This window comes from Marinobacter sp. SS8-8, from assembly GCF_030540945.1.
GTDB lineage: Bacteria > Pseudomonadota > Gammaproteobacteria > Pseudomonadales > Oleiphilaceae > Marinobacter.
On sequence record NZ_JASSVN010000016.1, the window covers coordinates 19,325 to 31,288 of the forward strand.

Sequence of the window (11,964 nt, forward strand, 5' to 3'; positions counted from 1 at the left end):
AGGTTTTTGCCGCATGGCACGTGCGGAGATGAGCGTTTTGTGTCGGTTATGCGAAATATCAGTGGTTTAGAAAAACTGGCGTAATTCTTTCATGGCAAACCGGAAATGACGTTTCTTGGAGACAAGCAATGACCCTTCGCTGGATACTGATTCCTCTGCTGGCAACGAGTCTTGCTGCCTGCGCGCCGGTTGGCCGTTATCAGGGTGATGGCGATAAACAGTCCCGGGAGGATACCAGGCTGGAGCCCATTACTGTTCGGGTGAGTGGTCTGGGGACCTATGAGGATGTCGGGTCGGACCGCTCGGACACCCGCAAGCGTCTGATGGCCCGGCGGGCTTCGCAACTGGATGCCTACCGGAACCTGGTTGAGCGGGTATACGGCACCGTGGTTTACGGCAGTTCCACCGTCAATGACTTCGTTTTGCGCAATGACACGTTCCGAACCTATGTTGACAGCTATCTCCGCGGCGCGAAGTTGGTTGCAGTCAACGAGCACAGCGACGGGGTTTTTGAAACGGTTATGGAGCTGAAGCTGGAACCTCGGTTCCGGGCCTGTGTTGCCAAGGTTGCCGATGATCAGGTTCGGGACCTGTGCCCGACCCCCATGCCGCAGGGGAATGACAGCATTGGCGATGTGCAGAGCAAGGGCGTCGATTCCCTGTATTACCTTGAGTGATCGAAAGTTATGAAGCGTTTGTCGTCATTGGTATTGCTGTGCGCCCTGGCCCTGCCGCTGGTGTTTGCCACCGGGGTGCAGGCCGTGGTTCTGGAGGGTGTGGGCCACGCCAGTATCTATAACGGGGATCTTGAGACCGCCCGCGCCGAGGCCCGAAAGGCTGCCATCCGGGATCTCTCTTTGCAGTATGAAGCTCGGGTGAGCACCCACGACACCATGGAAAACGGTGTGATTACCGAATCGCGGATGCGCCTGGCTTCCAGTGCGCGGACACGAAATGTACGGATAATTGACGAGTACCAGAGCGGCAATTTGCTGCGGGTGGTTGTACGGGGTGATATCAGTGAGAGCCGTGGACAGTGCCATGCCGGCGAGTCGAGCCGGCTGAAAAAACAGGTAGCTGTCACGGGTTTTCCGGTGCTCTACCCGGACCAGGCCAGCGTGGGGCGCATCGATGATGCCGGCGAAATCTTGCCGCAACAGTTGCAGCAGCGGTTGATGGAGCAGGGTGGATTTCAGGTCTTTGGCGCTACCACATCACGGATGTTTACCGACCTTCTGAACGCACCCACTGTCTGGCAGGGCAACAACCAGTTGACCAATGTGTTGCAAGTGGCCCGTGAAATGGAGGTTCAGTTCGTGGTAACCGGCGTTATCCGGGATCTGGGTGTGGCTGACCCCTCTGCCTGGGGTACATCGGTTCTGGACAGAATGCAGCGTGGCATTGGTGCGGTGGATCAGCAACGCCGGTTTGCTGCGGATCTTGTCGTGTATGACGGATTCAGCGGCTCCCCTGTCTATCAGCAGGGGTTTGCGATATCAGCCGATTGGGATGCAGGCCCCGGCAGATCAGTCGGCTTTGGTTCGGAAGGATTCCGGAAAACCGCCTATGGCCGGTCTGTAAATGGCGTTATTGAAGAAATGGCGACAGCGGTTACCGAGGCCCTGGCTTGTCAGCCGTTTATGACCCGGATTGCCCGGGTGGATGGGCATTCCGTGACGCTGGAATCCGGCGCGACCGCGGGGCTCAGGCCTGGCGACGAATTGAAGCTGTACCGCAGCACCGCTTACCTGGATTCACCCGGTGCCACGCAGGAACTGAACGATAGCCAGCTTTCTGTAACCCTGGACAGGGTTCAGCCTCAGACCAGCCGCGGAACCATGCCGCAGTTGGGTGGCATCGTGAATATCCAGAGGGATGATATTGCCATTCTGTGGTAGGCGTTGAGCTCGTTCAGTCTGCGGCGTCAGCCAACTCGGCGGCGGCAATATCCCGGATCTTGCCAACCATGGCCCGCAGACCATTGCCTCGGGTGGGGGAAATGTGGCGGAACAGATCCAAGCGCTCGAACAGCTCATCAATGTCGGTTGCCAGCAGGTCCCGTGGGGGTTTCCCGTTCAGGGCTACCAGAATGATGGCAGCCAGGCCACGAACAATCATGGCATCTGAATCAATCAGCAGGTAGAGGCGGCCGCTGGCGTCGTCGTAATGGTGAATCAGCCAGACCTGGCTCTGGCAGCCGTGCACATAGTTCTCTTCAATCCGGGCTTCGTCCGGAAAGGCCGGCAGCTGTTTGCCCAGGTCGATAATATAGGCGTAGCGCTCTTCCCAGTCGTCCAGCAACTCAAAGCCATCCAGAACGTCTTCGAGGGTGGTGTTTTTGCCGAGCGGGTTGTTCAGGAAATCGTCTTTGGTGGCGGTCATGTGATTGCTACTGTTATGAAAACAGGGTCAGATGAATGCGTTCATCTGACCCCATGTTAGCGGTTTGAAGCCTGCGGGGAAAACGGGGTCAGAAGAAGGCTTTCTTCTGACCCCACCTTCAACCTTCACAGCATCCCCAGTTCAAGCTTGGCTTCATCGGTGAGCATGTCGTTGCTCCAGGGCGGATCGAAGGTCAGTTCCACGGTCACCTTGTCGACGTTCGGCACATGTTCGAGCTTGCGCTTGACGTCTTCGGTGATCACCGGCCCCATGCCACAACCGGCAGCGGTTAGCGTCATTCTGACGTACACGTGGTTGCCGTCTTCGGTGCCGTTCTCGATCTTGCATTCGTAGATCAGGCCGAGGTCCACTACGTTAACCGGAATTTCCGGGTCGTAGCAGTTGCGCATCGCTTCCCACACCTGATTTTCGTTGACGGTGCCGTCTTCCGGTGTGTCGAAGCTGCTTTCCAGTGGCTGCTTGCCAAGGGCGTCGGCGTCATGGCCCTCGATGCGGGCAAGGTTGCCGTTGACGGCAACGGTGAAGGTACCACCCAGTGACTGTGTGATGGTCACGAAGGTGTCCGAAGGAATCATGATCTCTGTCCCGGAAGGAACGAGTCTGGCTTCCACCTCGCGTTTGGTCAGGACCACTTCCCGTTCTTGCATGCCCAGACTGGCCTCGCTGTATCCTGTGTTTATTAGTGTGGGGTCAGATGAACTTTTCATCTGACCCCAATTTCACGCTACGGTAAAACTCTCGCCGCACCCGCACTCGGCGGTCGCATTCGGATTGCGGAACTGGAACATGGAGTTCACGCCTTCGGTGACAAAATCGATCTCGATGCCGTTCACCAGTGGCAGGTGTTCCTCTTTAACGAAGACGTCAACGCCATCAATATGAAACACCCTGTCGTCGGCTGCGGCTTCTTCCACCCACTGGGTTTCGTACTTGAAGCCGGAGCAACCACTTTTCCTGATGGCCAGCCGGATGCCCTTGGCACCCGGTTTCTTCTCCAGTTGTTTGCGCACGTGTGTAACCGCGCCGGGCGTCATGGTGACGGCCACGGTCGGGGTGAAGACTTCGGCTGTCATGATTCCACCTCCATCAGGCAAACAGGCGCTGGACTTTCCGCAGGGCGGTAAACAATGCTTCCACCTCGTCCAGGGTATTGTAGAACGCAAAGGAGGCCCGGGCTGTACCGGGAACTCCGTAGAAATCCATCAGCGGCATGGCGCAGTGGTGGCCGGTGCGGATGGCGATACCCTGCTGATCCAGCAGGGTACCTATATCACTGGGGTGCAGGCCGGCAATTTTAAAGGACATCACCGGCACTTTCCGTTTTGCGGTGCCAATGATTTCCATGCCCGGAACGGTTTCCACCAGTTGGTTGGCCCGCTCGAGCAGCGCCGATTCCGCGGTTTCCATAGCCTGGCGATCCAGACCCTGGAGATAGTCGATAGCGGCCCCCAGGCCCACGGCTTCAGCAATGGCTGGTGTGCCGGCTTCAAACTTGTAGGGCAGGGTGTTCCAGGTGGTGCGCTCGAACGATACCCGCTCAATCATTTCGCCACCGCCCTGGTAGGGAGGCATCTCCTCCAGCAACTGAGCCTTGCCGTAGAGAACGCCAATGCCGGTGGGGCCAAACAGTTTGTGGGATGAGAACGCGTAAAAGTCGCAACCCAGCGCCCGGACGTCCGGCTGGTAATGGGGTACCGCCTGTGCGCCATCCACCAGGGTGATGATGCCGAGGGCCTTGGCCTGCTCGATCAGCGCCGCCACCGGATTGACCGTGCCCAGCACGTTGGAGACATGGGTTATTGCCAGTATCCGGGTCTTCTCGTTCAGCAGGCTGGTAAAGGATTCCAGGTCCAGCTCACCGTCCGGCGTTATCTGGATGGGCACCACTTTTGCGCCGGTACGCTCGGCAATCATCTGCCAGGGCACAATGTTGGCGTGATGCTCCATGTGGCTGACCAGGATCTCATCGCCGGCTTTCAATCGCGGTGCCAGGCCGTTGGCGACCAGGTTAATGGCTTCTGTGGTGCCGCGGGTCCAGATGATTTCCCGGGTACTTTCGGCGTTCAGGAAGTTGCGAACCGTCTCTCTGGAGCCTTCGAAGGCGACCGTAGCCCGATCCCCGAGAGTGTGGGCACCCCGGTGAACGTTGGCGTGCATTTCCCGGTAATAGCGGTCCATGGCGTCCAGCACGGCCTCTGGCTTCTGGGCCGAGGCGCCATTATCGAGATACACCAACGGCTTTCCGTTCACCTGCTGTGACAGGATCGGGAAGTCCCGGCGAATGGCCTCCACATCGAAGGTCGGGCGCCTGGTTGTGCTTACCACGGACAGATCGGTCATAACCGGTCACGCCTCCTGGAAAGTCTGTTCGAAGAACTGGTTCAGGCGACCCTGAGTCGTTTCTCGAACGGCTTCTACCGGGATCTGCTCCACCAGCTCGTTAATGAAGGCCATGGTGAGCAGGACATTGGCTTCACGCCGGCCGATACCCCGTGAAACCAGGTAGAACAGTGAGATTTCATCAAGCTGGCCGATGGTGGCGCCATGGGCACATTTTACGTCATCGGCGTAAATTTCCAGCTCCGGCTTGGTGTCGATTTCTGCGCCGTTGGACAGCAGCAGGTTCTTGTTGTTCATATTTGCGTTGGACTTCTGGGCGTCCTGGTGGATATGAATCCGGCCGTTGAAAATCGCGTGGGACTGATCCGCGGCGATGTTGCGATAGGTTTCTTCGCTGTTGCAGCGGGCCGCCACGTGCTCAATGGTGGTGTGGTTGTCGTAGTGCTGTTTGTCCTGGGTTACCACCACGCCGTTGAGCTTGCACTCCGCCCCTTCACCTTCCAGGCGAACCTGCAGGTCGTGCCGGCGCAGGAGGCCGCCGAAGCCAACGCAGTGGCTTTCAAAGCGGGAGCTGCGCTGCTGCAGGACGCCGGTAGCGCCAATGTGCTGAACATTCTCACCCTCCATATTCAGGCGGATGCTGGTGACGTTGGCACCTTCACCAAGGTTCAGCTCGGTTACCGTGTTCACCATGACCGATTCGCTGCCGCCGGAGATATACTCTTCCACCAGGGTGATCTGGCTGTTAGCGCCGGCGTCCACGTAAATGCGCGGGTAGGCAGAGCCACTGCCATCGGCTTGGGTTTCATGAACAATGAACAGTGGCTGGTCCAGAACCGCGCCGGGCTTCAGACGAATCAGCAGGCCATCTTCGAACCGCGCGCTATTGAGGCGGGAGATCTGCACTGACCGGCTATCCAGGGCGTGATCGAGACGCCCGGCCAGCCAGGTGGCGGTGTCGCTGTCCAGATCCTCGAAGCGCTCAATGGTTATGCCATCCAGGTCCGGGTAGTCGCTGGCTTCCGGCATCATGATGCCGTTCAGCAATACTACCTTGTAGCCGGGCACCGCCAGACTGCTGCCGGACTTGCCTTCCGCAGGCAGCGAGATGGCCATATCGTCGGTCAGCTTCAGGTACTTGCTCGAGTATTTCCAGTTCTCGGTTTTCCGGGTGGGCAGCGGCAAATCCACAAGGCCGGAGCCCTGCTGCTTGCGCAGCGCAGCCAGAGGCTCCGGCAATGAACCCCCGGCCGGATGCAGGAACGCGGTGGAAAGGGTTGGTGCTGGTCTCATTCCGCGACCTCCTTTAATAGCTGCCAGAAGCATTGGCTGGGCTGTCGGCGGTTTCGTCATCCTTGATGCCGAGCCAGCCGTAGCCACGTTCTTCCAGCTCCAGGGCCAGCTCACGGCCACCGGATTTAACGATCCTGCCGCCGGCCAGCACGTGCACGTAATCCGGCACAATGTGGTTCAGCAGGCGCTGGTAGTGGGTCACCATCAAGATAGCACGGTCTTTTGCGCGCAGAGCGTTAACGCCGTTGGAGACCACCTGCAGGGCGTCGATGTCCAGCCCGGAATCGGTTTCATCCAGAATAGCCAGCTTCGGCTGCAGCAGAAGCGCCTGCATGATTTCGTTCCGCTTTTTCTCGCCGCCGGAGAAGCCTTCATTGACGCCGCGTTTCAGGAAGGCCGGATCCAGATCCACCTGTCTGGAGACCTCCCTGGCCAGCTTCATGAATTCCGCCGCGTTCATCTCGCCCTCACCCTTGTGGTGGCGCATGGCGTTTACCGCGGTACGCAGGAACTGAAGATTACTCACGCCGGGAATCTCCACCGGGTACTGGAATGCCAGGAAAATGCCTTCACGGGCGCGTTCCTCGGTTTCAAGCTCCAGCAGGTTTTCGCCGTTCAGGGTTACTTCCCCTTCGGTGATTTCAAATGCCTCGTTGCCTGCCAGCACCTGCGACAGGGTGCTCTTACCAGAGCCGTTGGGGCCCATGATGGCGTGAACTTCCCCGGCCTTGATCTCCAGGTTGATACCCTTGAGGATTTCTTTGTCCTCAACGGAGGCGTGCAGGTTCTTGATGCTCAGCATTTGTCGGCTTCTCTCTGTATTCTGAAATTCTGTATGTAAATTAAACCGTTTCGGTGCCCGCAAAACATTCGGCGCAGCGAGGCAAAATAGTTAACCAACGGACCCTTCGAGGCTCACTTCGAGCAGCTTGCCGGCCTCGACAGCGAACTCCATCGGCAGTTCCCTGAACACCTCCTTGCAGAAGCCGTTCACGATCATGGACACGGCCTGCTCCGGATCGATACCACGCTGGCGGCAGAGGAACATCTGCTCATCGCTGACCTTGGACGTGGTGGCCTCGTGCTCGACAATGGCGGACTTGTTCTTGCTCTCTATGTACGGAAAGGTGTGCGCACCGCAGCGGTCGCCAATGAGCAGCGAATCACACTGGGTGAAGTTGCGCGCGCCTTCCGCGCCGGGGCCGAATTTCACCAGCCCGCGATAGGCATTGGAGCTCTTGCCGGCGGAAATACCCTTGGAGATGATGGTGCTGGAGGTATTCTTGCCCAGATGGATCATCTTGGTGCCGGTGTCGGCCTGCTGGTAATTATTGGTCAGCGCCACGGAATAGAATTCGCCCACACTGTTGTCGCCGCGCAGGATGCAGCTCGGGTACTTCCAGGTTATTGCTGAACCGGTCTCGACCTGGGTCCAGGAGATTTTGGAGTTCTTGCCGATGGCGGCACCACGCTTGGTGACGAAGTTGAAGATGCCGCCCTTGCCTTCCTCATCACCCGGGTACCAGTTCTGCACGGTGGAGTATTTGATCTGGGCGTCGTCCAGGGCCACCAGCTCAACCACAGCCGCATGCAGCTGGTTTTCGTCCCGCATGGGCGCCGTGCAACCCTCCAGATAGCTTACATAGCTGCCTTCGTCGGCGATGATCAGGGTGCGCTCGAACTGGCCGGTGTTGGCCGCGTTGATGCGGAAGTAGGTGGACAGCTCCATGGGGCAGCGCACGCCCTTGGGCACATACACGAAGGTGCCGTCGGAGAAGACCGCCGAATTCAGTGCGGCAAAGAAGTTGTCGCCGTGGGGCACCACGGTGCCCAGGTACTTCTGCACCAGTTCCGGATAATCGCGGACGGCCTCGGAGATGGAGCAGAAAATCACACCGGCTTTGGCGAGGGGCTCCTTGAAGGTGGTTGCGACGGAAACGGAATCGAATACTGCATCGACGGCTACGCCTGCCAGCTTTTCGCGCTCATGCAGGGGAATACCCAGTTTCTCGTAGGTTCTCAGAAGTTCCGGGTCCACTTCGTCCAGGCTCTGGGGCATGTCCTCCTTGCGCTTGGGCGCGGAATAGTAGGAAATCGAGTTGTAGTCGATTTTCGGGTAGCCCACGTGTGCCCAGTCCGGCTCGTCCATTTCAAGCCAGCGACGGTAGGCTTTCAGGCGCCATTCCAGCATCCACTCCGGCTCTTTCTTGATGCCGGAAAGGCGGGCGATAACGTCTTCATTAAGGCCGGGTTCGAAGGTGTCGGATTCGATGTCTGTTACAAATCCGTGCTCGTATTCCCGTTTGATCAGCTCGTTCACCTCGGTGTCGGTGGTCGCCATGATCGTCGCTCCGTATTCTCTCATCGCGGGCTTTCGCCCTTGGTGTCGCCGGCAGCCTCATGGGCTGCCGGTCGGATGTCATCAGTCTGGGTGTTGCAGTGGTCGCTCATCCGGTGAGTACGCCCTGCAATCATTTTTCGGATGACGGATCTCCGGTAGCCTGATGCTGAAAAGTAAGCAGAAATCAGGCTGAATCCGTTGCTTCTGGCTGGCGATTATACAATACCAGAGTAAATTAGTCAGGTATTAATTTGTGCGCGGGGTGATTATACCTTAATCGGCCTTTGGGGCACTAAGGGGGTGGTAATGAGGCTGATAGTCAGGTTCTTGTAAGACTGGAGCTTTTGAGGTGAGTGCAGGGCGGGGTGAGCGGGAAGCCTCCCCAGACACGCCGTGAACCCATCCATGGGGGCTTGGTGTTGCCATCCCTGGCAACACACAGTCTGGGCAGGCTTCCCGCTCACCCCTCCTCAGACTAATTGCTATGCGCCGAGGGCAAGATTTTGGTTAGATAGCTGTGCTCCAGAGTTTGTGGAAGATCGGCCGGTTTCGGAATACGAACGATATGCCCGCTGCCAGGCGCATAGTCCATGGTCTGGCCGTTTCGGTTTTCCATGATACTGGCCGAGAAGCGGATGTTGCCGGCTGGGTTTATCAGCTCTAGTTGGTCGCCGGGGGCAAATTTGTTTTTTACGTCGATGGTCAGCCATTGGTCGTCGGTGTCGGTGATGGTGCCGACCACCTGCTGGGTACCGAGGAATGAGGAGCCCTGTTCGTAGCTCTGGTATTCCCGGGGTACGTGCCGGCGGAGGAAGCCTTCGGTGTAGCCTCGGTTGGAGAGGGCTTCGAGTTCGTCCATCAGGTTCATGTCAAAGGGCTTGCCGTGTACGGCCTCGTCGATGGCCCGGCGGTACACCTGGGTGGTGCGGGCTACGTAGTAGGTGCTTTTGGTACGGCCTTCGATTTTCAGGGAGTGGACGCCCATTTTGGCCAGTTCCGCTACATGCTGGACGGCCCTCAGGTCTTTCGAGTTCATGATGTAGGTGCCGTGTTCGTCCTCGTACGCGGGGATGAAGCCTCCAGGGCGATTGGGCTCCTCCAGAAGGATTTCCTTTGGCTCCACGTCCTGCACACCGCCGCTGTCGCTGCAGGTGGTGATCAGGTCGCCGGTCTGGTCATGGCTGTGCCGGACTTCCTTGTAGTTCCAGCGGCAGGCGTTGGTGCAGGCACCCTGGTTGGCGTCCCGGTGGTTCATGTAGCCAGAGAGCAGGCAGCGGCCGGAATAGGCCATGCATAGGGCGCCGTGCACGAAGACTTCCAGCTCCATGTCCGGGACCCGGTCGCGGATCTCACGAATTTCGTCAAGAGCCAGTTCCCTGGAAAGGATTGCCCGGCTGATGCCCTGCCTGCGCCAGAACTCCACCGTCGCCCAGTTCACGGCATTGGCCTGCACCGAGAGGTGTATGGGCTGGTCCGGCCATTTTTCCCGCACCAGCATGATCAGTCCGGGGTCCGACAGGATCAGGGCGTCGGGTTTATGTTTCAGTACCGGCTCCAGATCTTTCAGGTAGCTGCGTACCTTGTTGTTGTGAGGTGCTATGTTGGAGACAAGGTAGAACTGTTTGCCAAGCTCATGGGCCCTTGCGATTCCGGAGCCGAGGGCTGCAACGTCCTTGAAACTGTTGTTCCTTACTCTCAGGGAGTAGCGGGGCTGGCCGGCGTATACGGCATCCGCACCGTAAGCAAAGGCGGTTTCAAGGTGTTCAGGGGTGCCTGCGGGGGCAAGCAGTTCCGGGGTGTTCATGTTGGCTCCGGGCGCTTCGTTCAGGTCAGTCTGGTTGGCGGGTCCTGGCAGGGATGCCGCTATTCTGAAAAGCGGGGTATTTTGCCGTGCGTTGGAGGAAGTTCCCTTGACCCTGCTCAAAGGTAGCATTGATTGTTTTCGGCTAACAAGTGTACGCTCACAGCCTCGGTCGATATGGCCACAGAATCGGAAAAGAGGAGTTTCAGATGGGATCAAAGCCTCTGGCGCCAGAGGTGGCGCGGGCTTCGCTGAGTCTTAGGGTAAGTTCCCTGATCAGTGTGCAGCTTGCCCGTGGCAAGGTTGGTGTGGAAGTAGTGGCGTCGCAGTTGCATATGAGCCGTTATACGTTGCATAAGAAACTGAAGCGTGAAGGGCTGACGTTTGCCCGCTTGCTTGAGGAGGTTCGCCGCGAACAGGCGCTGGCCTACATGCAGGACAAAACCAAGCCACTGGTGGAAATTGCAGAGCAGCTCGGGTTCTCGGAGTTGAGCGCATTCAGCCGGGCTTTCAAGCGCTGGATGGGAACGTCCCCGGCTGAATATCGTTCTGTCAGGCTGTCCTGATCCGGCTCAGATCTTTTTGAACACCAGCGTTGCGTTGGTGCCGCCGAAGCCGAAACTGTTGCTCATTACCAGGTCCAGATTCTGGTTGTCCATGCGCTCCCGAACGATGGGGTAGCCTTCGGCCCCTTCATCAAGGGTCTGGATGTTGGCCGATGGGGCAATGAAACCCTCGCGCAGCATGATCAGGCTGTAAATGGCCTCATGCACGCCTGCCGCACCCAATGCATGGCCGCACAGGGGTTTGGTGGAGCTCAGCGGCGGGATGTTGTTGCCGAAAGTTTCTTTCAGTGCTTTCAGCTCGGTGATATCGCCTGCCGGGGTGCTGGTGCCGTGAGTGTTGACGTAGCTGATCTCGCCGTCCAGATTTTTCATGGCCTGCTTCATGCAGCGCACTGCGCCCTCGCCGCTCGGGGCAACCATGTCGGCACCGTCTGAAGTCGCGCCGAAGCCGACGATCTCCGCCAGAATGTTTGCGCCGCGCGCTTCCGCGTGTTCCAGCGCTTCGAGGGCCAGAACACCGCCACCACCGGAAATAACGAAGCCGTCCCGGTTGGCATCATAGGTGCGTGAAGCCAGTTCCGGCGTGTCGTTGTACTTGGTGGACAGGGCGCCCATGGCGTCAAACAGCAAGCTCAGGGTCCAGTGGATGTCCTCGCCGCCGCCGGCAAACATCACATCCTGACGCCCCAGTGCAATCAGGTCCGCAGCGTGGCCAATGGAGTGCGCACTGGTGGCACAGGCGGAGGTAATGCCGTAGTTGATACCGCGGATGCCAAAGCCGGTTGCGAGAGAGGCGTTAATGGCGCTGCCCATGGTGCGGGGCACGCGGTAGGGACCAACCCGGCGGATGCCACGGTCGCGGTGGGTATCGATGGAATCGAGCAGCTCAACCGTGGAGGCGCCACCCTGGCCGAAAATAATGCCTGTGGTGTCGGCCTTGATGTGCTTGTCGGTCAGGCCGGCCTGTTCGATGGCTTCAAGCATGGCCAGGTAGGTATAGCCTGAGGCCGGGCACATGAAGCGCCAGAGTTTGCGGTCGATCAGTTCCGGAAGGTTCAGGTTTATCTGGCCACAGACGTGGCTGCGAAGGCCCTTGTCCCGCGCCTCTTCGCTGAAGCCGATGCCGGGGCGGGAGTCCCTGAGGGACTGGGTGACTTCCTTCTGGTTGGTGCCAAGGCTGGAAACAATGCCCATGCCAGTAATTACAACACGACGCATCT

General features: G+C 58.5%; 12 protein-coding genes. 3 read left to right on the forward strand and 9 right to left on the reverse strand.

Annotated features, from left to right (window positions below):
* Window positions 1–128 precede the first annotated feature (128 nt).
* Window positions 129–677, forward strand: coding sequence for an LPP20 family lipoprotein (locus QPL96_RS14980; protein ID WP_303288115.1), 549 nt, complete (start codon window positions 129–131; stop codon window positions 675–677).
* Window positions 678–686: 9 nt separating this feature from the next.
* Window positions 687–1,898 (forward strand): flagellar assembly protein T N-terminal domain-containing protein, encoded by a 1,212-nt coding sequence (locus QPL96_RS14985; protein ID WP_303288116.1) that lies wholly within the window; start codon window positions 687–689, stop codon window positions 1,896–1,898.
* 13 nt (window positions 1,899–1,911) lie between these two features.
* Here QPL96_RS14985 and QPL96_RS14990 read toward each other — a convergent pair whose 3' ends face one another.
* From QPL96_RS14990 to yegQ, 8 genes are all read right to left on the reverse strand, one after another.
* Window positions 1,912–2,382: a SufE family protein gene (locus QPL96_RS14990; RefSeq protein WP_303288117.1), complete on the reverse strand. Its 471-nt coding sequence runs from the start codon at window positions 2,380–2,382 to the stop codon at window positions 1,912–1,914.
* Window positions 2,383–2,507: 125 nt separating this feature from the next.
* Window positions 2,508–3,050, reverse strand: a complete 543-nt coding sequence (gene sufT / locus QPL96_RS14995) for a putative Fe-S cluster assembly protein SufT (RefSeq protein ID WP_117618334.1) — start codon at window positions 3,048–3,050, stop codon at window positions 2,508–2,510.
* Between the two features lie 72 nt (window positions 3,051–3,122).
* Window positions 3,123–3,476: an iron-sulfur cluster assembly accessory protein gene (locus tag QPL96_RS15000; protein WP_303288118.1), complete on the reverse strand. Its 354-nt coding sequence runs from the start codon at window positions 3,474–3,476 to the stop codon at window positions 3,123–3,125.
* Between the two features lie 13 nt (window positions 3,477–3,489).
* Complete coding sequence (locus QPL96_RS15005; RefSeq protein WP_303288119.1) at window positions 3,490–4,743, reverse strand: aminotransferase class V-fold PLP-dependent enzyme; 1,254 nt, start codon at window positions 4,741–4,743, stop codon at window positions 3,490–3,492.
* A gap of 6 nt (window positions 4,744–4,749) precedes the next feature.
* Entirely contained in the window at window positions 4,750–6,036 is a 1,287-nt protein-coding gene (gene sufD / locus QPL96_RS15010; RefSeq protein WP_303288120.1) for a Fe-S cluster assembly protein SufD, read from the reverse strand.
* Between the two features lie 13 nt (window positions 6,037–6,049).
* Window positions 6,050–6,838: a Fe-S cluster assembly ATPase SufC gene (sufC, locus tag QPL96_RS15015; RefSeq protein WP_303288121.1), complete on the reverse strand. Its 789-nt coding sequence runs from the start codon at window positions 6,836–6,838 to the stop codon at window positions 6,050–6,052.
* A gap of 90 nt (window positions 6,839–6,928) precedes the next feature.
* Window positions 6,929–8,377, reverse strand: coding sequence for a Fe-S cluster assembly protein SufB (sufB, locus tag QPL96_RS15020; RefSeq protein ID WP_303288122.1), 1,449 nt, complete (start codon window positions 8,375–8,377; stop codon window positions 6,929–6,931).
* Window positions 8,378–8,852: 475 nt separating this feature from the next.
* A complete protein-coding gene (gene yegQ, locus QPL96_RS15025) occupies window positions 8,853–10,181 on the reverse strand; it encodes a tRNA 5-hydroxyuridine modification protein YegQ (protein WP_303288123.1) in 1,329 nt (442 codons plus the stop codon).
* A gap of 206 nt (window positions 10,182–10,387) precedes the next feature.
* On the opposite strand from yegQ, the gene QPL96_RS15030 reads away from it, so the two are divergent.
* Entirely contained in the window at window positions 10,388–10,744 is a 357-nt protein-coding gene (locus QPL96_RS15030) for a helix-turn-helix transcriptional regulator (RefSeq protein ID WP_303288124.1), read from the forward strand.
* A 6-nt stretch (window positions 10,745–10,750) separates the two neighbouring features.
* Here the strand turns inward: QPL96_RS15030 and fabB are convergent, their stop codons facing one another.
* On the reverse strand, window positions 10,751–11,962 hold the full coding sequence (gene fabB, locus QPL96_RS15035) for a beta-ketoacyl-ACP synthase I (protein WP_303288125.1): 1,212 nt from the start codon (window positions 11,960–11,962) through the stop codon (window positions 10,751–10,753).
* Between the last annotated feature and the right edge of the window lie 2 nt (window positions 11,963–11,964).

What these genes read in the sequence shown, in the direction of transcription:
- QPL96_RS14980 (WP_303288115.1), top strand. Translation starts at nt 129, where the DNA reads ATGACCCTTCGCTGGATACTGATTCCTCTGCTGGCAACGAGTCTTGCT.
- QPL96_RS14985 (WP_303288116.1), top strand. Translation starts at nt 687, where the DNA reads ATGAAGCGTTTGTCGTCATTGGTATTGCTGTGCGCCCTGGCCCTGCCG.
- QPL96_RS14990 (WP_303288117.1), bottom strand. Translation starts at nt 2,382, where the DNA reads ATGACCGCCACCAAAGACGATTTCCTGAACAACCCGCTCGGCAAAAAC.
- sufT (WP_117618334.1), bottom strand. Translation starts at nt 3,050, where the DNA reads ATGCAAGAACGGGAAGTGGTCCTGACCAAACGCGAGGTGGAAGCCAGA.
- QPL96_RS15000 (WP_303288118.1), bottom strand. Translation starts at nt 3,476, where the DNA reads ATGACAGCCGAAGTCTTCACCCCGACCGTGGCCGTCACCATGACGCCC.
- QPL96_RS15005 (WP_303288119.1), bottom strand. Translation starts at nt 4,743, where the DNA reads ATGACCGATCTGTCCGTGGTAAGCACAACCAGGCGCCCGACCTTCGAT.
- sufD (WP_303288120.1), bottom strand. Translation starts at nt 6,036, where the DNA reads ATGAGACCAGCACCAACCCTTTCCACCGCGTTCCTGCATCCGGCCGGG.
- sufC (WP_303288121.1), bottom strand. Translation starts at nt 6,838, where the DNA reads ATGCTGAGCATCAAGAACCTGCACGCCTCCGTTGAGGACAAAGAAATC.
- sufB (WP_303288122.1), bottom strand. Translation starts at nt 8,377, where the DNA reads ATGGCGACCACCGACACCGAGGTGAACGAGCTGATCAAACGGGAATAC.
- yegQ (WP_303288123.1), bottom strand. Translation starts at nt 10,181, where the DNA reads ATGAACACCCCGGAACTGCTTGCCCCCGCAGGCACCCCTGAACACCTT.
- QPL96_RS15030 (WP_303288124.1), top strand. Translation starts at nt 10,388, where the DNA reads ATGGGATCAAAGCCTCTGGCGCCAGAGGTGGCGCGGGCTTCGCTGAGT.
- fabB (WP_303288125.1), bottom strand. Translation starts at nt 11,962, where the DNA reads ATGCGTCGTGTTGTAATTACTGGCATGGGCATTGTTTCCAGCCTTGGC.